Raw genomic sequence first — 23,299 nt, 5'->3', positions numbered from 1 at the left:
ATTTTAATGGCTAAGTAACCCCCATACACAACAATTGCTAGGGCGATTGCCCCAATAAAAACAAGGATCTCAAATGCCGTAGATTGTACGGCTCTGAATGCTCCTAAGAGGAGAATAGATCTTATGACAAGGTATGTGGAAGCCAGGATGAATAATGTTCTTAATAATTGTTTTACGGTCATTTGAGTAGCAACCCCTCATTTGAAATTCCGTACCTTTTTCTATGTGTTGGTACCCGTTCACTGCAAGATCAATCTGCGGATTTACGAAACGATGCTGGTCTTAATGATGTAGCAATAAAGACAGAGAATCAATAATGTTAGCTGAAGGTAGAATAAGCTTAAAGCATTTCGTTTTGGTTTCCTGATCGTTTGCATTTTGGCGTTGAATATTTTCTAGCTTAAATCGAAGTGCTACATGGTGGCTCGTCATCTGCAAAATTGTACTTACGAGGAATCCACCTAAAATAGCAACGAGTGCTCAGGTCGTTGTAATGATGGTCGATACTAAACTTTCAATAATGATCACTCCAGATTTATCCATTAATATGACTAGTATAGTCGTTTATAGTTAGAGTAGAAACCATTAAAGAATTGTCAACGGGTATGGTTTCACATTCGCAGTTGAGCAGCACATCCTCGCCTCAATGAACCGGACGAATTCTCTCTTATATGGAGCCAAAAACTGTTTGCAGTCATACAAAAAACCAATGCTGTCGCTATAATGAAATGCTTTTCATTCACTTACAAAGAAGATAAGTGTATTGTGTGAGTGCGTTATAGGGGCAGGCTATTGTTTGTGCTAATGTCAGGGTGTTCTTTAGGGCAGACGAAGATGAGACTTCCTTGGAGACAGAGTTGTACAGAGCATCTAGAAAAAGGAAGGCGACGTAGACAAACTCAAATACACAGGCTTAGAAGCTAATCTCAAGAAGTGAAGGTTTAATACAGTCTGAAAGTAGGGTATTTTTTTGTAGGAGGTGGTTCAAATCGCTTACAAAAGAATTCTTAAAAGTCTCCTATAATATTTATTCCGGTGTCTACATTAGTGCTTATCTTAACAACCCCTTCCCTAGCCTTGGCAAACGACGACGAAGCCACGGATTTTGACGGCATCGTAAATGAGAACTTGGATTTACCTGACCTTCATGAGAATACAGTCATTTACAATGGAACGATGAATCCTGACTTAACACTCATACTTTTTTTTGACGGCACGGAAGTTGATCCTTACGTGAATGATAACGGTGAGTTTTCAATGGTTATACCTAGTTATGCTGAATTGGAAGCTGGCGATACGTTAGAGTTTTTATTTGCTGGAAGTGGTTTGCCTCGTGAGACACCTGTAACTGTAGAAGTTCAACCATCAGATCCTGAAAAGGATGTTGTTGGATCAGACATCGGCGACGAAACCATCAAGAAGGCCATTAAGGACGAAACATCGTTAGACTATAGAAAAAATGCGACTTCAGATGGCGAAGACATTGTTACATTAGGTGTTGAAACTGTGGGTGATGTAGACCAAGTATTTGCGTTCCAAGAAGGAGACATCATCGATAATGAAAGTAATTGACTAGAACATATCTCTGGCAATACCTTTAGGCAATACTTCCCGAACTCCTCTGCTGGCGATGTGATTGAGGTTTATATCGTTGCCTCAGGTGTTACAGCACTGATCGAAGATGAGGTACCGAGCGACGACACCGAAAGCGGTGAGGATAAGAGCGAGGTAAATGATGGTAATGACGCTGATGAAGATGCAGCGACAACCACAGGCAATGCAGATTCTGATGACGCTGCGGTTGCGACGACTGAAGAATCCGTGCAAGCAGCACCTACGAACGATACTACAATGAGTAGTACTAATGGATTTGCATGGGGGCTTGGTGTTTTATTGGTTGTAGGTGGTCTTATCGGTGGCATATTTGCTATCAAAAGAAAATCAAGGTAATAAGATAAATGAGTCTAGAAAGACTGTTTTTTTACGTCTTTTAACGGTTTAAATGACTCTTTTGATGTAGTGGGTTCAAGATCAGGTTCATCGCAGGAGCATTTTCCTGTACTTGTGAGAGCGGCTTTGCTAATCTATTGGATACAGTGATGATTAAACAGAATTTTCCATGCCCGCGAAAGGGAAAGAGTCCGAGAATGAACAAGGTAAAATATATCGAGCATGAGCACCAATCAATAGTGAACATGCATTTTTGAGGATTCAGAGTATAGGCATTACAAAAGAGTGCAGGTATTATGATTGGACAATTAAAAAGACAAAAAGGAGTCGTTAGTTTGTACGCTACAGGTGACGTCTTTTTTTTGACTTTCTTTTAATAAATCAATGGAGGAATAGCATGAAATATCATTTCGTAAGCTCGAATGTAGAGATGCATTAAAAGGTGACTATTCGACTTTAGTTCTTTGATTGAAACGATGATGATCGCTTGTTCATAAAGCAACTCTTTTATAGTTTAGCCTAAAGACCTTTACTAAACTATAAAACAAAGTAAACTTATAAGAATTATATTGACTGTCTGTTTTATTGTTTATATACTATTTATATTTAAACAATTCAAACGAAAGCTGGGATCGTTATGGGAAAACGACACATCTATTTAGGATTACTTGCAACCTTAATGCTTGCTGCTTGCGGCAATAACGATGAAGCAACGACGACAGAAAGTGAGCAAGAAGGGGGTACGATTAATATTGCGTACGGCGCAAATCCACAAACACTTGATCCTCACTTAACAACGAATCAAGCGACCCGAGACGTTTCCAGACAAATTTACGAGCAATTACTCGTTTTGAATGAAGACTATGAAGTTGTTCCTTCACTAGCTGAAGACTATGAAGTGAGTGATGATGGACTTACATACACGTTCCAATTACGAGAAGGTGTGTTGTTTCACAATGGTGAAGAGATGGTAGCGAGTGATGTAGTCGCTTCCATGCAAAAGTGGTTAGACCATTCAACACAAGGACAAGCAAATTTGCAAAACGCAAGTTTTGAAGAAGTTGATCCGTATACGGTTACGCTAACCATCGATGAGCCTTCGATTTTAGTGCCGAATATTTTAGCAGATACTGCTCCGTTCCCTGGAATTATGCCGAAAGAAGTAGCAGATGCTGCAGGTGCTGATGGGGTAGATGAGCATATTGGTACCGGACCTTTTCAATTGGAAGAATGGCGAATGGACCAACACACACATTTAACGAAGTTTGATGACTATCAATCTCGTGACGAAGAACCGAGTGGTTTAGCAGGGCGGAAAGAAGCACTCGTTGATGACGTCTATTTTCATTACATAACCGATGAATCAACGAGAGTTTCTGGAATGATAACTGGAGAATATGACATCGGTTTTAGCATTCCCGCAGATAGTATTGATCAAATTGATGCAGCAGATGGAGTTCAGTCGTTTTTTAGTGATGGGGGCATTTATTCATTTGTGTTTAACAATAAAGCAGGTATTTTCACAGACCTTGATTTACGACAAGCGTTTAATATGGCGATCGACTATGAAGATTTATTAATTGCATCCTATGGAGACAATCGTTTCTATGAGTTAGATTCGGCGCTAGCATTACCAAGTCAAAGTGATTGGTATTCTGAGGAAGGCTCAGATATTTATGACACATTTGATGTTGAAGCAGCTAAAGCGCTCGTTGAACAATCGAGCTATGACGGTGAGGAAGTCGTAATTTTAACGACGAGAGACTATCCAGAACAATACAATATGGCCGTCGTTGCTCAACAAGCCCTTCAAGATATAGGCTTTAACGTATCATTGGACGTGTATGATTGGCCGACCGTACAAGAGTTACGAACAGATGAAAATAACTTTGACGTATTTGCTGTAAGCTTTGCCGTTCGGCCCACGTTTCATCAATATCCGTTTTTAGCATCGACTTCTGATTATCCAGGTTGGACGAACAATGAAACAATTGATGAGAACTTAGCCTTCATTACAGAAGCAGATTCATTGCAATCGGCTACACCTTACATTGATGATTTGCAACAAGAAGTGTGGGACGACCTGCCTGTCGCAAAGATTGGTAACATTCAAGCGTTACTCGCGATTTCTGATGATGTATCGGGCTATTCGGATCTAATCGGTCCAATTCTTTGGAATGTAAGTATTGATGAGGATTAAGACAATTGAACACGGTGAGAAAGTGGGGGAGAAACATGCCAACAAATGGGATGCTACATCGGTTAGAAACTCTCGTGAACCAAGAAAGTGGTACGTACAATAAGCAAGGTATTGATCGCGTCGGTAAGACGTTGATGCAATGGTTTTCCGATTTAGGTTTTGACATTACTGAAGATGTACAACAAGACCGAGGGAACAATTTAGTTGGTTATTATAAAGGTGCTAAAGACGCTAAAATCATTGTACTTGCGCATATGGACACCGTTTTTAAAGAAGGAACTGTGAATGTTCGTCCATTTTCTAAAGATGAACAATACGCATATGGTCCTGGAGTTTTTGATATGAAAGCGAGCATCGTTGTTCTTTATCAAGCATTAGTAGAGCTGAAAAATGAACATCAAGAAGAATTGCTAGAAAACGTGGCAATCTTATTCAACAGTGACGAAGAAGTCGGTTCTATTCATTCCCGCGCTTGGATTGAAGAGCACGCAAAAGAGAAATCATTTGCACTCATTTTGGAGCCAACACGTGATAAACAACGTGTCTGCAATGCACGCAAGGGTGGGGGCAAATACTATTTACATTTATATGGAAAAGCATCACACGCAGGCATGGCCCATCGGCATGGTGAAAGTGCTGTAGAAGAGTTGGCTTTATTAATCCCGAAGCTACATGCACTTACCGATTATGATGAAGGTGTAACTGTCAATGTAGGATTAATAGAAGGAGGAACATCGGTCAATACGATTGCTCCGTATGCTTATGCTGGCATCGATTTGCGGATGGAAACAATTGAACAAGCGGAGCAGTTCGACAAACTCATTCGAGCGCAAATTGCAAAAAGAGCCAATTCAGAGATTACTTATGAGCTCGAGTCCAGAAGTGGAATTTCTCGCCCACCTTTCGTTCCTGACGAAGGCTCAGAACAATTGCTTCGTTACGTGCAAGAAGTAGGCAAAAACATGGGGTGGGACATCGAAGCCGAAAAAACAGGCGGAGGTTCCGACGGGAACTTAACGAGTTATATTGGCATCCCTACAATTGATGGACTTGGTCCAGTCGGTGGCAATGCCCATCAAGAAGATGAATACGTGGACATTTCATCGCTTGAGGAAAGAAAAGAATTTCTTAAAGCTCTGCTTCTGCGTTTAACTGATGCAGCTAAGAAGTAGTGATGAACTCTGTAGGCTTAAAACGACAAAGAGGCGGGGATGAAACTGAAATGATCATCACTAAAGGTGGATGATCACAGCTTTTAAAGTACTCGAATAGAAAAAACCGAACTAAACCACCAGCCTATTATTAGATTGGTGAATGTAGTTCGGTTTTCCTTGAGCCTTTGTATCGTTGAATACTTTAAAGGGCAGGAGCTTAGCGACGATTAACCGTTTCTGCTCACAAATAAGTGTCTATTTGAGTAACGCTTGTTGCTACACGAATGACGGACAATGACAGCTTTTAAAGTAGTCCAGCACCTTACCTATTTCGAGCGATGTGGACTTTTAATTGTTTTCCTTTAACCGTTGTATGTTTCATTTCATCGAGTACAATGTGACCTTTATCATTTAAGATTTCTACAAAGGTTGCCGTATCTTCAATCGTAATAATGCCAATATCCTCAGCGGTTACACCTTCGATTTTGGCAATGGTTCCGACAAAGTCTACTGCTCTTAATTTCTTTCTCTTACCGCCATTAAAGTATAGTTTTACTATATTTTCATTCAGCTTATCGTTTTTAGCCTCTTTTATGCTCGGCTCGCTGTTAAGCTTATCAAGAAATTGTGGCTTTGCTTTTACGACAGCTTCTTTTGAAGGAACAATGGACTTTGAGATTTTAAAGCCGATGTACGTTTCGATTTCTTTGAGGTATTTGCCTTCAAACGGTGTGACAAATGAAATTGCTTTGCCTGTATGTCCTGCTCGTCCAGTTCTTCCTGTACGGTGAACATAGCTTTCTTTTTCTGATGGCAGGTCGTAATTAATGACGTGGCTAATTTGATCAATATCAATGCCCCTTGCGGAGACATCGGTAGCAATAAGGTAGCGGAATTCACCTCGCCTGAAATCTTCCATCACATCTAAGCGATCGTATTGTTCCATTCCACCGTGAATTTTATCGCTGTCATAGCCTTGATCTGCTAATTGATCACAAAGTTCGTTTACGCGTTCTTGTGTGTGGCAGAAGATAATTGCGCTATCTGGATTCTCAATGATCGTCACATCTTCTAATAATGAATACTTATCGTCTTCAGAGACTTGATAGAGCGTGTGGTCGATTGATGATGTAGTTACACCGCTCGTTTTGATCTCAACATCAGTCGGTGTGTTCATATACTGAACCGAAAGATCTTTCACACGCTCTGGTAGCGTCGCGGAGAATAGCATCGTTACTCTTGATGTGGGCATCTCCTCAATGATGGCTTCGACTTGCTCTATAAAGCCCATATTTAGCATTTCATCTGCTTCATCAATGACGACGTACTTTACTTCTTCAAGAGAGATCGTGCCTTTTTCAATATGGTCAAGCATCCGTCCTGGTGTGCCGACGACAACGTGTGTTTTTTGCTTTAGTTCATTTTTCTGTTTATAAAACGGCTGTTTTCCTACAATTGCTGCAGCTTTAATTCGTTTATAACGACCAATGTTAATAAAGTCTTCTTTCACTTGTACGGCTAATTCTCTCGTTGGGGTTAGTACAATGGCTTGAGGTTTATTTTCTTGCCAATCCACAAACTCACTAATTGGAATACCGTAAGCAGCTGTCTTGCCACTCCCTGTTTGAGAACGTACGATCAGGTCTTTTTTTTGTTGAATGAGTGGGATCACTTTGCTTTGAACATCTGTAGGGGTATCATAATTCAACTGATCGAGCGCTTGAATGATTTCATCACTTAATTGATAATCTGTAAACCGATGCTTCGTCATGTACATGCCTCATTTATTTAAGTTATTGGTAGTATTATTCTTCTCACGAAACCTTTATTATACCTTATCAATACGTGAAAGGAAGACCTGTTGGCACTTATGCCACGGAGAATTGTAAATCAAGTCCCAAAGGTTCAAGGCAAAATCATTTTTCCATCGTGAACGCGATCATTCATAAAGATGCCGTATAATTAATTTTTTCTTAATATTTTATCTTTAATATAGGTTAACCGTTTAGTAAACTTAAAGTAAGCTTTTTAGGACGTAAATACTTCCTTAAAGAGGTGTTAGTGATGAAAAGATTTTTCATTCCTGTCGTCACGTTCGTGTTTTTAGGTTATTTGTGGTTCTTGTTTGCAACGTCAACGGTTGACTTAGTAAACGCCTCATCATTTCCAATTATACTAGGTATCCTTGCTTTTATAGTAGGCAGTCTTCTTTTCTTTTACATTATGAGTAGATTGAAGCCGGTGTTGGAGTTGAAATTAATGCACCCGCTACGCTTAAGCAGTTATGGTACATTTATTTGTGTTGTAATGATGTGTGCAATTTTTATTTAACAGTATTTTAGTTTTAGGTGGTGAAAAGGATGATTACAGCGTTTCATGGTCAGAAAGCAACATTGACCCGAACATTTACGAAAGAAGATGTAAAGAGAAGTAGTGAGCTTACAAACGATTATTCGCCGGTGTACACGATGGAAGGCAACCGTTGGACATCCCAGTATCCAAAGCCAATCGTACCGGCTTTATTAACAGAGAGCTTGATTACACAATTAATTAGTGAACGGCTTCCTGGAACGCCGTGCATTCTCGTGCAAAAAGACCTTGTCTATTATTCACCCGTGTATGTTGGAGACGCAGTGACTGCGGAACTTGTCGTCATTGATATTCATGAGAAGCGGAATTGGATTACAGAAAAAGTGACGTGTTATGATTCAGACGGTAACGAAGTGATTAAAGGACAAGTGGTTGTCTACGTTCTGGAAAATTCGTAAAAGGGCGTGATTCGTTTGAAACGTCTTGAAACATTTGCGATCGTTATAGTAGATCGCAATCGTAAAATTACCGATGTGAATGACTTTATGTACCAACCGTTTTCAGATCATAGATATAATCATTTTTTAAATGAAAGTGTTGAAGTTGATCATGAAGAAGACGAGCTTTGTCTCGTTAACATTTCTGGAGAGCGTTACCTCGTTAAACGTAAGGATACAAACGGGCAAGAGTTATTTTACATACTTGCTGTGATGAGTCGTGTCGCAAAATTAACGTCTAATACAAATCACAAGAAGCATTCATCTGACGAATTAAATCATATTATTGGTACGAGTCGAGCAATGAATCGAATAAAAGATTTGGCAACGAAAGTGGCGACGAGCGATTCGACGGTGTTGTTAACTGGGGAAAGTGGGACTGGAAAAGAACTCTTTGCAAGGGGCATTCATAACAACAGTGCGAGAAATAAGCATCCGTTTGTGGCTGTTAATTGTGTTGCCATACCAGATGAGTTATTTGAGTCCGAAATGTTCGGCTATGAAGCTGGGGCATTTAGTGGAGCAAGACGAGACGGCAAACCTGGAAAAGTTGAACTTGCGCAAAATGGAACGCTTTTTCTCGATGAAATCTCAGAGTTAAGTTACGCTTCACAAGGGAAGTTGCTACGAGTGTTGCAAGAACGCGAAGTAGATAGACTTGGCGGTGTGAGAAGTAAAACTGTGAACATCCGCGTCGTTGCAGCTACGAACAAGAATTTAAAGCAACTCGTCACAGAAGGAAAGTTTCGTGAAGATTTGTATTACCGGTTGTACGTATTTGACTTGAATGTGCCGCCACTACGAGAACGTGAGCGTGATGTGTTAATTTTAATTGAGCATTATATCCATGAATTTAATCAGAGTCTCGGTAAGCAAGTGACTGAAGTGTCAGAGGATCTAAAAGCGTGGGCGCTGTCTTACACGTGGCCAGGGAACGTGCGCGAGTTAAAGTCTAGTATCGAACGAGGGATGAATATCGTTGAAGGCTCGCATTTGGCTCAAGAAGATTTAGGTCGTTATGACAATGTTCATTTAGACCATACGGCACAGAAGGAACCGTTCCACGGCACGTTAGAACAAGCAATGAATCACTATGAAAAAGCGATTATTGAAAAAGCGATCTTGGAAGTTGAAGGTGATCGAACAAAGGCAGCAGCGTTGTTAGACATTCATCTTTCCAGTCTTTATCGTAAATTATCAAAACACCAGATCTGAGGTGTTCTCACGAGAGAACGCCTATTTATCATGAATTTTTCTAATGGTATTTAGTTATTTTCATAATTTTAATGATCCATTTGATGAATTTGTTCGTTTACTTGTTGTGTAAATATGCGAAGTTAAGGTTAGCTTTTCTAGGGAGATGTGTGTAAAATCAGGCACAGCAATTATTCCGATTTTTTATACCTCTAAATCGAGATCGAATTAAAAAGGAGAATCGCATGTCTGAACGAGATGCAAAAACCTATGTCAGACTAAAGCTTGGCGACAAAGAAGCATTAGCACAGCTGTATGATCAATACAGCAAACTTCTTTACTCGTTTAGCTTTAAGATGATTAACGATCAACAAGTCGCCGAAGAAATTGTGCAAGAGGTTTTTATAAAGATTTGGACACAGAAAAGTTCATACGATGAAACGAAGGGAAAGTTTTCAAGTTGGTTGTTGACGATTACTCGAAACACGGTCATTGACCATCTTCGTAAACGAAAAGAAACAACTTCTGAACTGTTCACAAAAGAGATGACTGAAGATCCTGATCCGAGTATTGAAGATCAGATTGAATGGAAAGAAAAGCGAACAACAATCAATCAGGCACTCAAGCGTCTAAAACCAGAACAAGAAAAAGTGATTGTGCTGTTTTATTATCAGGGGTTATCACAACAAAAAATTGCGGACGCTTGTGAGATTCCTTTAGGGACTGTTAAAGGAAGGATCCGTCTCGCTTTAAGGCATCTAAAAGATACAATAGAGGACATTGAGCAGAATGGGGGGATCATTCATGAGTAACCATTGTGATCATTTAATTGATTATTTTAATGGCCAGTTATCAGATGAAGAAAAGCGTTCATTTGAAAAACATCTAACGACATGTGGGGATTGTCGTGAAGAGTTGCGTGAACTACAGGAACTTACGGATGATTTAGGATTCAGTGCTGAACCAATTGAACCTCCATCGGCGTTAAAACAGCAAGTGCTAGAAGCGGCATTTAATAAACGAACACCGAATGATGTGAATGAAGAAGATGATAACGTTCACAACTTTACGACCGATCAAGAGAGTCAAAACTCAGTAGTGGTGCCAAAGAATAGAAAAAAACTAGGATGGGTAATACCGTCTTTAGCTGCAGCATTATTGTTGTCGCTCGTTGGAAACGGCTATGCTTTTAGTCAGTTATCGACGCAAGAAGAAGTAGAACCAGAAGAAACAGCGCCAATAGAAAGTATCTCGATTGATTCTCTGGCACAACAACTAAGTCTACAACCGTCAGAAGAAAATATTCCGTTTGAAGCGAGAGCTTCAATTGTGAATAAAGACCAATACCAACAACTCATCGTTGAAGCTAATCAGCTCACCCAGACAGAAGATACACAAGTCTATCAAGTATGGCTGTTAAAAGAGGGAGATCCGTACCGAGCGGGTACGTTTACACCTGCTGAAGATGGCAGTGGGATGTCCACCTTTGATATTGACCCAGAAATGGGATTCGATACGATTGCGATTACGATTGAACCAGATGAAACGAGCGAAGTTCCAGAAGGCGAGATCGTTTTATTAGAGGAATTGTAAAATGGTAAAGAGGCTCGTCAACACAATGTGTTGGCGAGTTTTTTTGTGTTCTTGACGAGTATTTTTATTGCTAGAGAAAGCTTTTTTAAAAAAGTTTAAAGAAAAGTGATCCATATTATTCTTCGTTTCGTTAGCTCTAGTGAAATCAAAACATAAAGGAGTGCCACCATGAAAAAAATAAAAAAAGCATTTATTCCAGTATTGAGTGTTGCCCTATTAACTCCGACGTTCGCACAAACGATTCATGCCGAAGAAAGTATGTCGCAAGTGAACACACCTGCTATTGAGCTTAGAGGAACTCTGGATCATTTGTTATCTGAACATTTTGCGCTCGCTGTGTTGTCGATGCAAAAGCAATATGACGGTGACGAAGGAGCACAAGCGGCTCAAGAAGCACTTGAGCAAAACGCTGCAGACATGAAACCAGCCATCGGTTCACTCTATGGTGATGAGGGGGCAGAAGAATTCGATCGGATTTTCTCAGCACATAACGATTACACTGCCGATTACGTGCAAGCTGTAAAAGATGGAGACACTGAAGCCCAAGAAGAAGCGTCTGCTATGCTTGATATGTTTTACGTCGAGTTCGGGGAGTTTTTAGAAACAGCAACGGAAGGCACGTTACCAAGCGATGCGGCCATTGAAGTGTTAGACGTACATGAGCAACAAGTTGAAGATGCGTTTAATGCATACGTTGACGGTGACTATGAGACGGCTTATATGACTTATCGTGAAGGATTATCGCACATGTTTGATATTAGTGCAGCATTATCCGATGCGATTGTGCAGCAAAACCCTGATCAGTTCGAAGGAAGTGTACCATTGACGGCAGCTGGTGATCTTCGCTCGGACTTAAGTAATTTAGTCGCTGAACATTTTGCACTCGCAACATTATCGATGTCAAAAGAATTTAAAGAAAGTGAAGACTTCGACTTTGTAAGTTGGGTTGAAGATGAAAATACAGCGGATTTAAAAGCAACAATCTCTTCTGTTTACGGTGAAGAAGGCGGAGAGCAATTTGAACAAATTTGGCAAGGAAATCACATTCTTGCACAAAGTGATTATGTGAATGCGGTCAAAAACGACGATGAAGCGGCAAAAGAAGAAGCACAAAACCGCTTAGAAACATTTGCTGATGAGTTTGGTATGTTTTTAGAAACGGCAACTGACGGGATTTTACCAGCAGCTGATGCGACTGAACTCGTGAATATGCATGAAGAACAAGTATTTACGACCTTTGATCGTTATATCGAAGGTGACTATGATGGTTCATTAGAACAGTATAGAGAAGGATACGCGTTTACCTTTGATATTGGGGCAGGTTTAGCCGATGCGATCGTAACACAAAACCCTGAATTGTTTGAAGAAGAAGCGGCAGTTCCAGAAATGCCTCAAACAGGTATGGGTGGTACGAGTGATTCAGGTATGACGCTACAATGGTTGGCTTGGATTTTAGCTGGTGCTACAGCTGGATTTGTTGGCTACTTTGGTGTTCGTCGCTTCCGCACGAATGGATAAGTCGAAGTAAAAGGAGAGGAATAGTCCTCTTCTTTTACGTTTTGGATAAGGAGTGATGATTTTATGAAAGGATTCGTAGCTATTGCCTTGTCGTTACTAGTTATCGGTTGTAGTACGACGGATGCTCAAGATCGTGACGGATCACTAGTCGATGAAGGTGTTCGATTACAAGAAAAAGATCAAACGATAGAGCCTTATACAGAACAGACGATCGCTGAAGAATTTAACCTTGATCAAGAAATGATTGATCAAGCCGAACGTGAAAGAAGCAAAAGCAGTGAAATCAATCCAACGAGCATTTCAATTCCTACTTTAGACATCAACGCGCCAATTGTGGAAGTCGGTCAGCTAGATAATGGCCAAATGGGTGTGCCTGACAACGGAACAGATGTAGGCTGGTACGAACCTGGTACGAAGCCAGGTGGAATTGGGAATGCAGTATTAGCAGGCCACGTTGATGATCGTACTGGACCTGCGGTATTTTTTGATTTAGACGAGCTAGAAGAGGGCGATTCGATCTTGGTTGCGGGTGAAGACGGAGAGGAACTGGAGTATGTTGTTGAACGGTTAGAAAGCTATCCTTTTGATGATTCTCCGGTTGATGAAATCTTCGGTTCAAGTGATACGAAGCAATTAAATTTGATTACATGTGCAGGAATCTTTGATCGTGACGTCGGTACCCATGATGAGCGCCTTGTCGTGTACACGTCACTAATCGACGATGAGGAAGATGAAGAGTTACAACCGTCATCGCCAACTGAGTTAACGGTACAAGGAACATTGCTCACTTGGCATGCTGTTCGTGAAGATCATGTCGCTGGTTATCGCATTTACTCAGTTGATGCTGAAGGAACAGAAACGTATGTAAAAAGCGTTTCCCAAAAAGAAAGAAAAGCGATACAAATGACAGATGAACAAGAGAATTACATCATAAAAACGATCGATTACTTCGGAAATGAATCAGATGCTGAGAATGTAACGGTGGCAGAATAGCCATCGTTTCCTAAAGCCCAAAGGTTTTTGATTCCTTTTAGTTGGAAATGTTTTAGTTAGCTTTTTATGTACTCCATACTTGTACAAAGAAACTTTTGCTTGGTATGATTTTCCTTTTTTTACAATACTAGCCACGCTATCATTCCTTTGCAATCCGAAGATAATTTTGATATTATTTCAAAGGAGTTTTATTTTGTTACTAAAGTTCAGTCACCTGAAACTCAGTATCAAAAATTGGTTAAGACTTTCGTGTCATATTCAGTTTAATAGTTTAGAAATTGGGAGGAAAAAGAATGACGAAAGTTTCGTGGTCAAGATTAATGTCTTTTACAATGCTGATCTCTGTATTGACTTTGGCAGCATGTGGCAATGGTGATACTTCAGACGAAGAATCAACGGATGACTCGGATGTTGAAACAGAAGAAAGTGCTGACGAGGGCGCTGATGAAAGTTCAGATACAAGTGCAGAATCTGAACCAAAAGTTACTGAGTTTGAACCAGCATTTCCAGAACAAACAAGAGCACCTGAAGTAGAGACTGAAGCAGAACTTGATGTGGAAGTTGTTGCTGAGGGTCTTGACGTGTCTTGGGGTATGGAAGAGTTTGATACAAACCGCTTACTTGTTACGCAAAGAGATTCAGCAGAGCTTCTTATTATAAACCTTGAAGATGGCTCTGTTTCAGATCCAATCGAAGGTACACCAGAAGTAAATAACGAAGGTCAAGGTGGTTTACTTGATGTAACCATTGCACCTGATTTTGACGAATCAAGATTAGTATTTATGACGTTTGCTCAAGATCTTGAAGATGGTACTGTAACTGCTGTCGGTAAAGGTGTTTTATCAGAAGATGAAGCCTCACTTGAAGATTTTGAAGTAATCTTCCAAGCAGAACCAGCTTATGATGGTGACTTACACTATGGTGGACGTATTATCTTTGATGATGAAGACAACCTATTCTTAACAACTGGTGAACGTTCAGATGATCCAATTCGCGAACGTGCACAAGACTTAGATGCGTACTTAGGTAAAGTAATTCACATTACACAAGATGGAGAAGCAGTAGATACGAATCCATTTATCGAAGATGAAGACGCACTAGATGGTATTTACAGCTACGGTCACCGTAATATTCAAGGTGTGGACTTCCACCCTGAAACAGGAGACTTATGGATTGTTGAATTCGGTCCACAAGCTGGGGATGAACTGAATATTATTGAGCCAGGTAATAACTATGGATGGCCAATTGTTTCTTATGGTATCGAGTACAGTGGTGAATTAATCAACGACGGTATTTCAGAACACGATGCGCAAGGCTTTGTTGAACCAGTATATTATTGGGATCCAACAAGTGCACCAAGTGGTATGTCATTCTATGATAACGATGCAATTCCTGAATGGGAGAACAACTTGTTCATCGGTGGTTTAGCGCCGAGCTATATTGTACGTGTCGTTATTGAAGATGACCTCGTCGTTGGAGAAGAACGTCTATTAACTGAAGAAGGCGAACGTTTCCGTGATATTCTTGTAACTGAGGATGGCGCGCTTATTGCAATCACTGATGGCGGTATGATTTATAAGGTTACTGCAGCAGGTGAAGGTGAAACAGTTGAAGACACAGAAGAAGACGATGTTGAGACTGATGAAGACGACGACGCTGAATAATTAATCTCTAAAAGCACCTAAACTTATGTCAATGTCATTAACTTAAGGCGCTTGACAATATGAAAGAAGCAGGCGTTCATGGAAACCCATGAATGCCTGCTTCTTTTTTTATATGTTTATTCCTGTTTTCTTACGATTACGTTCGATTTAAGTAAAACACGGGTATACCGTTGTATGGAACCTAATATAATTAGACGGTTGAAGAGAGGCATTATATTTTCGTTATTGCATGCGTTCATCATGTTTGTCGTCGGTATGCTACTTGGTGGTGAACCGTACTGGATTGGCGTAATTGGCTTTGCTATTGGTGGATTTGTCATTGGTTTTTTTCTATCAGCAAAAGGAAAGGAAAGGAAAAGCATGAAAAAGAAGAACAGGGCTGACAACCCTCACATAACGTAGATCGACTAAAAAAGTTCTCAGAGGAGGGCGTTTTTTTGTTGATCTATGAAAGAAATTCTTATTTTGTATTCGCAATGATAATAATGATTCTCGCAATTGCGAAAAGCGAGGTTCGATTATCCTTCTAATGCGCAATATTACGTTGGCATAGCATTTGCAATGAGTAGTAGTAAGCGAAAGGAGGCAACGAACATGTTAGATTTTTCATTTACAGAAGAGCAAGAGGACTTTAAGCGAACACTTAAAAAGTTAGCAACAGAAGAATTGTTACCCAGTTATACAAAATGGGATAAAGAAAAGAAATTGCCAAGACACTTATGGAAGCGTCTAGGTGATGTAGGGATTACAGGTCTTCGGGTCCCTGAACAATTTGGAGGTAGCGCTGCCGACTGTGTCACGACAGGAATTGCAGCTGAAGAAATTGGTCGAGGGGACTTTAACTTAACGTATGCGGTCATGCTTAATGCACTCATTGGAGAAATAATTGCAACGCATGCGAGTGAAGAGTTAAAAGAGGAGTTCTTGCCAGCGCTTGCTTCCGGTGAACAAATCTTTGGAATTGCGATTACTGAACCGGATGCAGGCACCGATGCTGCAGGAATTAAAACGTCTGCGGTGGATGACGGTGATGTGTATGTACTTAATGGTGAAAAGTCAGGCATTAGCGTTGCTACAGAGGCGGACGCATTCGTCGTTTTTGCAAAAACCGATCCATCACTTGGAAATCGCGGAATTAGTGCGTTTCTTGTGTCATCAAGATTGGACGGGGTTGAGAGCTCGAGTTATGACGATATGGGCAACGTCGCCATTAGTAGAGGTTCTGTTTATTTTAATGATGTTCGTGTACCAAAAAACTATTTGATTGGTGAGTTACATGCAGGATTTAAACAAGTGATGAACGGTTTTGATCTTAGTCGGTTATTAATTGGTCTTCAATGTGTGGGTGCAGCAGTTCAAAGCCTTGATGAGACGATTCAACACGTGAAAACAAGACAATCATTTGGTCAACCACTCGCTACGTATCAAGGAGTATCGTTTCCAATTGTGACGCACTATCAACAACTCGAGATGCTTAAATGGCAAGCCTACCGAGGTTTATGGCTTCGTGATCAAGGGCGTAGTCATACAAAGGAAGCAGCAACCGTCAAATGGCTCGGTCCTAAATACAGTCAAGAAGCGATCCATGAATGTTTGCTGCTAAATGGACATTACGCATACACGAAAGAGATGCCACTTGAGCAGCGTCTACGTGATGTGATTGGCCTAGAAATTGGCGATGGAACCGCACAAGCAAATCAAATGGTCATTGCTAAGCAACTAATTGGCAAAGCGTATCGCTCGTACCAACATTCTAATCAAACTGAACAAGTAAAAGGGTGATAAACATGTATTTTGAAGACATTAACTATGAGAAACATGAAGGTATTGCAACAATTACAATCAACCGCCCCCACGTTTATAACGCATTTCGAGGGTTAACGATCCGTGAATTGATTGCTGCGTTTCGCGATGCTTGGGATGATAACGCGGTTGGAGCGGTCATTTTAACCGGTGAAGGAGAAAAAGCATTTTGCGTCGGTGGTGATCAAAAACAAAAAGCTGGTGAAGGTGGCTATGACGATCAAGGCGGTCTTGGCATGGGCATCGGTTTAGAAGTCGAGAATCTTCACCAAACGATTCGAAACATCCCGAAACCTGTGATCGCTGCTGTTAATGGCTTTGCAATCGGTGGAGGTCACGTATTGCATGTAATTTGTGATTTAACAATCGCAGCCGATACAGCAAAATTTGGACAAAGCGGACCGAAGGTCGGAAGTTACGATGCTGGGTTTGGTTCAGCGTATCTAGCGAGGATTGTTGGCGAGAAAAAAGCGCGAGAAATTTGGTATTTATGTGAGCAATATAGTGCAGAGGAATGTAAAGAGATGGGGCTTGTTAATAAAGTCGTACCACAAGACGAGCTTCAAGACGCAGCAAGAAATTGGGCAGGGAAAATTCTTGAAAAGAGTCCAACCGCAATTAAGATGCTTAAATACTCGTTTAATGCTGATTCTGCAAGTATTACAGGAATTTCTCAACTTGCGATGGGAAGCCTTGCCATGTTTTACAATAGTGAGGAATCTGAAGAAGGAAAAAATGCTTTCTTAGAAAAACGTCCGGTCGATTTTCAAAAATTCCGTAGTTAAGGGGGCATCATAGTGACTGAAACGAATCATGTACCTCCAAAGACGTTACAGAAGTATGAAAAGGTTTGGCCAAACAAGACGATCTTAGACTATTTGAAACAATGTGTGGAAAATTCACCGAACAAAGAGGCGATCATTGACGGTCGCAGTCGGTTTACGTACAGTGAACTCTATAAAAAGGTGGAGCGCGTAGCACTTGGACTGTATCACTACGGTCTTCGAAAAGGCGATGTGATTAGCGTTCAATTACCGAATTGGAATGAATTTGTGATCGTGCATTATGCGGCGACGATGATTGGTGCGATTACAAATCCACTCATTCCAATTTATCGAGACCGAGAGATCGGTTATATGGTGAAGACTGCAAGCTCTAAAATGATCGTCATTCCTGATCATTTTAGAGGGTTTTGTTACACCGACATGATCGAGCGGCTGAGAGATGAGTGGCCAGAACTAGATCACGTGTTTGTGATCGGTGATGAAGTACCTGATGAAATGAAAGCGTTTACTGAGTTGGCAGAAGTCAATTGGGAAGATACTTTAGATCATCAAGCGCTCGAGACGACACTTGAACCAAATGACGTCACTGAAATTATTTTTACATTAGGGACGACGGGGTTACCGAAGGGTGTCATGCATACACACAATACGCTTTGTATGTCGACAAACTATTGGATTGAGCGACTACGATTAACCGATGAAGACGTCATGTTTATGCCTTCAACATTTGGTCATCAGACGGGTTTTGGTTATGGGGTGCGGTTGCCGACTACGATTGGTGGTACGGCTGTGTACCAAGATGTATGGAACCCTGAGCAGTTTTTACAATCGGTAGAAAAAGAACGTATTTCATTCACAGCGAGTGCAACGCCTTTCTTGCAAGATGTGGTGCAATTTGAAAATGTGAAATCATTTAACCTCAAAACGTTACGAGCATTTGTCTCGCTCGGTGCACCTATTCCGCGGGCGCTCGTGAAAGAAGCGAAAGAAAACGTACCATTTACGATTTTATCAGGATGGGGTCAAACCGAAAATGGCCTCGTCACACTTACAAAGTTGGATGACTCAACGGAAAAATTAACAGAAACAGACGGTTGCCCGTTTCCAGAGATGATGATTAAGACGGTGGACGAAAATGGAAACGAATGTGAAGCAAATGAAGAGGGCTCCTTACTCGTGAAAGGTCCTGCACTTTTCATTGGGTATCTTTATCAGCCAGAATTGACGGCATCTGAATTTACGGATGATTGGTTCATCACGGGTGATCGAGCAACGATTGATCGTGACGGGTACGTGAGAATTACTGGGAGAGATAAAGACATTATTATTCGAGGTGGCGAGAACATTCCTGTCGCTTATATCGAGAATGTTTTATATGAACATCCCGATATCAAAGGCGCTCAAGTCGTCGCAGTTCCTGACGAACGTCTCCAAGAGAAGGCATGTGCCATCGTTGAAATCGTGTCACAGGCGAGTCATTTAACGTTAAGTGAATTGCAATCTTATTTGAAAGATAAAGGGGTCGCAAAACAGTACTGGCCTGAGTATCTCGAAGTCATTGATGAATTTCCGCGTACTCCGAGTGGCAAAGTGCAAAAATACAAATTACGAGACATGCTAAAAACAAAAGCATAGTAGGAGGAGCGAGTATGGGAGAAACGATTGCGTTTATAACAGGAGCAGGTCGAGGCATCGGTCGTGAAATTGCGAAAACATTAGCGAAAAAAGCAGTGAAAGTCGTCGTAACAGACATTGATCAAAGTGCCGCTGAAGAAACGGTCAGTCTATTAGAAACAGAGGCGATTGCCGTTCGTTGTGATGTAACGAGCCTTAATGATGTTTCACGAGCAACGAACGAAGCGATGAAAGCGTTCGGACAGATCGATATTCTTATTAATAATGCCGGCTGGGATAAGATTGAACCGTTTTTAGAAAGCGAGCCACATACGTGGGAAAAAGTCATTGCCATTAATCTACTCGGTCAAATTCATACGTGTAAAACCGTCTTGCCACAAATGATTGAACAAGGTCATGGAGGCAAAGTCATTAACTTAGCATCTGACTCCGCACGAGTCGGTTCATCGGGAGAAGCCGTTTATTCTGCCGCAAAAGGTGGCGTCGTCTCGTTCACAAAGACGCTCGCTCGGGAAATGGCTCGTCATAAAATCAACGTCAATTGCATTGCCCCTGGACCGAGCAACACGCCATTACTCCAAGAGATTAGTACGTACAATGAGGGCATCGTTAAAGCGTTAGAAAAAGCAATTCCATTCCGGAGACTAGCCGAAGCAGAAGACATTGCCAACGCTGTTGCATTTCTCGCTTCTAAAGAAGCAGATTACATTACCGGGCAAACGTTGTCTGTGAACGGTGGATTGACGATGGCATAAGGGTAAAATGTAAAAGTCATTCCTTAAGAAGACAATCGTGATCTTAAGGAATGGCTTTTTGTGTGATTTAAACAACTAGTAAAGCATATAAAGCCAGCACCTTTCATCACTAGAGGCATGAAGTGATTCTTTTACCCAACTGGAGACTTTTCACTCTTTCCTAGCTTTCCGGTAAACGAAAAACACAAACATCGCAACTAGTAACCAGATTAACAGAAGTAAATACAAGTTTCGAAACGTTTGTGCAGCTTCGCCGTGTTGCTGTAGCGAAAGAATTAATCCAGTCACACCAACACCAAATGCACCACCTATAAATTGGACGAGTTGTGAGAAACCCATTCCGGCACCGATTAGTGTTTGTGGGAGTACGCGTGAGATTTCATTGTTCGCACTCGCCATTAAGATGTTGGAGCCGGCAATCATAAAGACAAGTAGACTGAGTGATACATACGCCGAGAAACTGGCAAACAATGCAAAGAAAATCGTCGCAAAACTAAGTAATAGAAGACCGAGTAACATGACGACGAGCGGACCTTTACGGTCAATGAACTTCCCAGATGATTGCGTTAAAATGGCTGCAAGTAACGCACCTGGAAACATAATTAATCCAATTTGAAGTGGATCTTGATCAAACAGTTCGAATAACAAAATTGGAATAGAAAACATCGTTGCGAAGTTCATAAAGAATGAAGTAAATGGAAAGACGGTTAACGTTAAAAACCGGCGGTTATGCAGAAGCTCAGGCTGTATAAATGGAATGGCTGTCTTGTGTACGTGTTTCCAAAGTAAAATAAATGCAGGAATTGCAATGATGATCGCGACAAAAATACCGCTCGTAATGACTAAAAGGGTAGAAATAACCGCAACCCCAACGAGAATGGCTCCTAGTCCATCAAATTGAACGCGTTGAATGGATTCTTCAGGTAAATTTCGTCGCAAAACAGGTAGAATAAACAGGATAACAAACGGCGCTAAAAATAAATAATTCCATCCCCAAAATTCTGTAAAAAAACCACCAACGAGAGGTCCCATCCCAAATCCAAGTGCTGCCGCTGCTGCAATGATCGCCATTGCATTTCCTCGCCTAGTAATCGGAATGTATTTTGACGATAAAACGATGGCAAGGCATGGTAGCGTACTTGCACCAATGGCTTGAAGAAGTCTAGCAATGAGCAGTGTGGTAAAATTCGTTGCAAAAAATCCTAGCAAAGACGAGAAGCCTAAGATGATTAAACCAACACTAATGAGCCTTTTTATCGGTACATAATCTGACAAGCGACTAAATGTTAAAGCAGAGATGGCAAAGACAATGGAGTAACCGGATACGATCCAAGTAGCCACAGATGAGGTTAACTGAAAATCAAGGATGACAAACGGAAGAGCAACATTAAACATCGTTGTATTCATCGTCATCAGCCACATGCCAATCGCCCAAAAACTTAGCACTAGTCGTTCATTAAACGCGAACACTTCTGTCGTCTTGGTGGTAGGTACACTCGTCATAAACGTTCCTCCAGTAGCGAATGATACGTGCTTTTTGTGTTAAAAAATATCTACAACTTATTTTTTATCTATAGTTTATTTCGGAATGTTGATGTTTAGATCTACATTAAACTAGCGTGTTTTGTAAACAAATATGAAATTATAGTACATATCATAGTTTTAATTTAAATTATTTAGTAAGAATTGTAAAAATTAATTGAATATTTAAGGCTTGTATTATATAATGGATTATAATGGAAAACATAGAAAAAATTATCGCTTTAGTTACTCAGGAGATAGAAGATGAACTAAATCGAGAATTGAAAGAAGAGGAACTGATGTTAATTAGGGAAGTGATTTTTAACTATTCTTCGCTCTAGTCATATTTTAGATGTTTGAAGAGATTTGGATGGTGCTGTAAGGTGACAAAGACGTATGAAAATCAATTATTACAGTTAATTGGTCAATGGTTTACTCAATTATCCACATATAAGTTAGAAGATGCTAGAAAATTAAAAAAAGAAATAGACCACTTGCTTTCTCCGATTCATCTACCGAAACAGATAGAAAGCTATTATGATTTAGTCAATTTGAAACATCAATTAATTACGAATGAAATCTCTCTTCATTCTAATTTTTATCAATCAAATTTATTAGATAAGGATGTAATTGAAACAACGGATCGAACATTGAAATACTTACACAAGTTCATGCAAGCAACAATAATGATGAACAATGAAGATTACATCAATTCTATTGAATCACTTAGAGTAGCTGAGAAAAGTTTGGATTATGTGAGTAAATTTGAACAAGCGGAATTCTATTTTAGAACAGGATATGTTTATTATCGGTTAGATCAGAATATAACCGCACTTAACTATCTTAATCGTTCTTATTACTTGGTTAGGAACTCAAAACATCACGATCGGCTCAAAGCAAATCTTTCTATTATTAAAGCAGGCATACTTTCTGAAGCGGGGTATGATAAAGAATCAATTGAATGTTCGGAAAAAGCTGTCTTGCTCTCTATACATGAACCTTTGACAAAGTCTATGGCCATTCGAAGTAAGGCTAACAATGAATTTCGGTTTGGGAGGTATCATAAAGCTGCAGAGCTCTATTTGGTGGCTCTAAAAACAGGGAATCAAGATCAAAAAAACGTTGGCATTAAAAATAGATTTAAGTTAGCGCATTCTTGGCTAAAGATGGGCGCGCTGGATCAAGGGAAAGAATTGTTAAACCAAGTAGAAAACGAAATAAATAATAACGATCAAAGTTTGAGTGAATTTGCAGCGCGAGGTATTATTTGTCGCGAGTTGTACTTACATGATTGCCCTGACACAAACAAAATTAATATCGGACTATCTATGTTAAAAGAGAAAAAGTTACTATACGAACTTAAAGATGTTACGAAGGAGCTATCAAATTTTCATTTGCACAATGAAGAATATAAAATGGCCTATTATTATTTGGACTACACAAATTATGTAGCACCCATATTAGGAGGTGATTATTAATGCTTAAGAAATTAGCAACAGCCGGTTTAATTGTTGTTATGGCGTTCGGCTTTAACGCAACGCTTTTAGACAATCAAATGGCAGAAAGCTCCATTGTTGAACCAAAAGACAAAAACGATGTAACTTGATATGGTTTAGTTAACAAAGTTTCAGACTTAAGTAATCATCACGAATCAAAGATGATTACTTTTTTTATTTAGCTTTCTTAAAGGTGCTTTTTAAAAAATTTGGGAGTTGATCACTAAGAAA

General features: G+C 40.3%; 21 protein-coding genes. 19 read left to right on the top strand and 2 right to left on the bottom strand.

The genetic code is table 11. The annotated features are described in order from the left end of the window. The first annotated feature begins 1,047 nt into the window (after nucleotides 1–1,047). From JOD17_RS12270 to JOD17_RS12255, 4 genes are all read left to right on the top strand, one after another. Nucleotides 1,048–1,572 (top strand): hypothetical protein, encoded by a 525-nt coding sequence (locus tag JOD17_RS12270; protein WP_204698076.1) that lies wholly within the window; start codon nucleotides 1,048–1,050, stop codon nucleotides 1,570–1,572. A gap of 60 nt (nucleotides 1,573–1,632) precedes the next feature. After that, on the top strand, nucleotides 1,633–1,950 hold the full coding sequence (locus tag JOD17_RS12265; RefSeq protein ID WP_204698075.1) for a hypothetical protein: 318 nt from the start codon (nucleotides 1,633–1,635) through the stop codon (nucleotides 1,948–1,950). A 637-nt stretch (nucleotides 1,951–2,587) separates the two neighbouring features. Beyond that, nucleotides 2,588–4,150, top strand: coding sequence for an ABC transporter substrate-binding protein (locus JOD17_RS12260; protein ID WP_204698074.1), 1,563 nt, complete (start codon nucleotides 2,588–2,590; stop codon nucleotides 4,148–4,150). Between the two features lie 35 nt (nucleotides 4,151–4,185). Continuing rightward, a complete protein-coding gene (locus tag JOD17_RS12255) occupies nucleotides 4,186–5,322 on the top strand; it encodes a M20 family metallopeptidase (protein ID WP_204698073.1) in 1,137 nt (378 codons plus the stop codon). A gap of 304 nt (nucleotides 5,323–5,626) precedes the next feature. Here the strand turns inward: JOD17_RS12255 and JOD17_RS12250 are convergent, their stop codons facing one another. Continuing rightward, on the bottom strand, nucleotides 5,627–7,075 hold the full coding sequence (locus JOD17_RS12250) for a DEAD/DEAH box helicase (RefSeq protein ID WP_204698072.1): 1,449 nt from the start codon (nucleotides 7,073–7,075) through the stop codon (nucleotides 5,627–5,629). Between the two features lie 293 nt (nucleotides 7,076–7,368). Between JOD17_RS12250 and JOD17_RS12245 the strand changes: the two genes are divergently transcribed. From JOD17_RS12245 to JOD17_RS12185, 13 genes are all read left to right on the top strand, one after another. Beyond that, nucleotides 7,369–7,635 (top strand): hypothetical protein, encoded by a 267-nt coding sequence (locus JOD17_RS12245; RefSeq protein ID WP_204698068.1) that lies wholly within the window; start codon nucleotides 7,369–7,371, stop codon nucleotides 7,633–7,635. Between the two features lie 29 nt (nucleotides 7,636–7,664). Beyond that, nucleotides 7,665–8,072 carry a hotdog family protein gene (locus JOD17_RS12240; protein ID WP_042360046.1) on the top strand — a complete coding sequence of 136 codons (408 nt, stop codon included), beginning with the start codon at nucleotides 7,665–7,667 and terminating at the stop codon, nucleotides 8,070–8,072. Between the two features lie 15 nt (nucleotides 8,073–8,087). Beyond that, nucleotides 8,088–9,326 carry a sigma-54 interaction domain-containing protein gene (locus JOD17_RS12235; RefSeq protein ID WP_204698067.1) on the top strand — a complete coding sequence of 413 codons (1,239 nt, stop codon included), beginning with the start codon at nucleotides 8,088–8,090 and terminating at the stop codon, nucleotides 9,324–9,326. 224 nt (nucleotides 9,327–9,550) lie between these two features. Further along, complete coding sequence (locus JOD17_RS12230) at nucleotides 9,551–10,117, top strand: RNA polymerase sigma factor (RefSeq protein ID WP_204698065.1); 567 nt, start codon at nucleotides 9,551–9,553, stop codon at nucleotides 10,115–10,117. After that, nucleotides 10,110–10,898 carry an anti-sigma factor gene (locus JOD17_RS12225; protein ID WP_204698063.1) on the top strand — a complete coding sequence of 263 codons (789 nt, stop codon included), beginning with the start codon at nucleotides 10,110–10,112 and terminating at the stop codon, nucleotides 10,896–10,898. Before JOD17_RS12230 ends, JOD17_RS12225 begins: the two co-directional genes overlap by 8 nt. Nucleotides 10,899–11,066: 168 nt before the next feature. Beyond that, on the top strand, nucleotides 11,067–12,416 hold the full coding sequence (locus JOD17_RS12220; protein ID WP_239575501.1) for a copper amine oxidase: 1,350 nt from the start codon (nucleotides 11,067–11,069) through the stop codon (nucleotides 12,414–12,416). Between the two features lie 63 nt (nucleotides 12,417–12,479). Further along, nucleotides 12,480–13,409: a class F sortase gene (locus JOD17_RS12215; RefSeq protein ID WP_204698062.1), complete on the top strand. Its 930-nt coding sequence runs from the start codon at nucleotides 12,480–12,482 to the stop codon at nucleotides 13,407–13,409. Between the two features lie 293 nt (nucleotides 13,410–13,702). Further along, nucleotides 13,703–15,073, top strand: coding sequence for a PQQ-dependent sugar dehydrogenase (locus JOD17_RS12210; protein WP_204698061.1), 1,371 nt, complete (start codon nucleotides 13,703–13,705; stop codon nucleotides 15,071–15,073). A 174-nt stretch (nucleotides 15,074–15,247) separates the two neighbouring features. Beyond that, complete coding sequence (locus JOD17_RS12205; protein ID WP_204698060.1) at nucleotides 15,248–15,475, top strand: hypothetical protein; 228 nt, start codon at nucleotides 15,248–15,250, stop codon at nucleotides 15,473–15,475. Nucleotides 15,476–15,667: 192 nt separating this feature from the next. Beyond that, nucleotides 15,668–16,855: an acyl-CoA dehydrogenase family protein gene (locus JOD17_RS12200; protein ID WP_204698059.1), complete on the top strand. Its 1,188-nt coding sequence runs from the start codon at nucleotides 15,668–15,670 to the stop codon at nucleotides 16,853–16,855. A 5-nt stretch (nucleotides 16,856–16,860) separates the two neighbouring features. Continuing rightward, nucleotides 16,861–17,661, top strand: a complete 801-nt coding sequence (gene menB, locus JOD17_RS12195) for a 1,4-dihydroxy-2-naphthoyl-CoA synthase (protein WP_204698058.1) — start codon at nucleotides 16,861–16,863, stop codon at nucleotides 17,659–17,661. 12 nt (nucleotides 17,662–17,673) lie between these two features. Then, on the top strand, nucleotides 17,674–19,296 hold the full coding sequence (locus JOD17_RS12190) for an AMP-binding protein (protein WP_204698056.1): 1,623 nt from the start codon (nucleotides 17,674–17,676) through the stop codon (nucleotides 19,294–19,296). Nucleotides 19,297–19,310: 14 nt separating this feature from the next. Continuing rightward, nucleotides 19,311–20,051 (top strand): SDR family NAD(P)-dependent oxidoreductase, encoded by a 741-nt coding sequence (locus tag JOD17_RS12185; protein ID WP_204698054.1) that lies wholly within the window; start codon nucleotides 19,311–19,313, stop codon nucleotides 20,049–20,051. Nucleotides 20,052–20,201: 150 nt separating this feature from the next. On the opposite strand, the gene JOD17_RS12180 is transcribed toward JOD17_RS12185, so the two are convergent. After that, on the bottom strand, nucleotides 20,202–21,554 hold the full coding sequence (locus tag JOD17_RS12180; protein WP_204698052.1) for an MFS transporter: 1,353 nt from the start codon (nucleotides 21,552–21,554) through the stop codon (nucleotides 20,202–20,204). A 401-nt stretch (nucleotides 21,555–21,955) separates the two neighbouring features. On the opposite strand from JOD17_RS12180, the gene JOD17_RS12175 reads away from it, so the two are divergent. Both JOD17_RS12175 and JOD17_RS21560 read left to right on the top strand, forming a co-directional pair. Continuing rightward, a complete protein-coding gene (locus tag JOD17_RS12175) occupies nucleotides 21,956–23,050 on the top strand; it encodes a response regulator aspartate phosphatase (RefSeq protein WP_204698051.1) in 1,095 nt (364 codons plus the stop codon). Next, nucleotides 23,050–23,178 carry a hypothetical protein gene (locus JOD17_RS21560; protein ID WP_275581804.1) on the top strand — a complete coding sequence of 43 codons (129 nt, stop codon included), beginning with the start codon at nucleotides 23,050–23,052 and terminating at the stop codon, nucleotides 23,176–23,178. The genes JOD17_RS12175 and JOD17_RS21560 overlap by 1 nt, the downstream gene beginning before the upstream one ends. Nucleotides 23,179–23,299: the final 121 nt, after the last annotated feature.

The sequence above is a fragment of the Geomicrobium sediminis genome (assembly GCF_016908595.1).
GTDB lineage: Bacteria > Bacillota > Bacilli > Bacillales > Marinococcaceae > Geomicrobium_A > Geomicrobium_A sediminis.
Note: the sequence above shows the minus strand (reverse complement) of the source record. Positions and strands in the feature narration are given on the sequence as shown.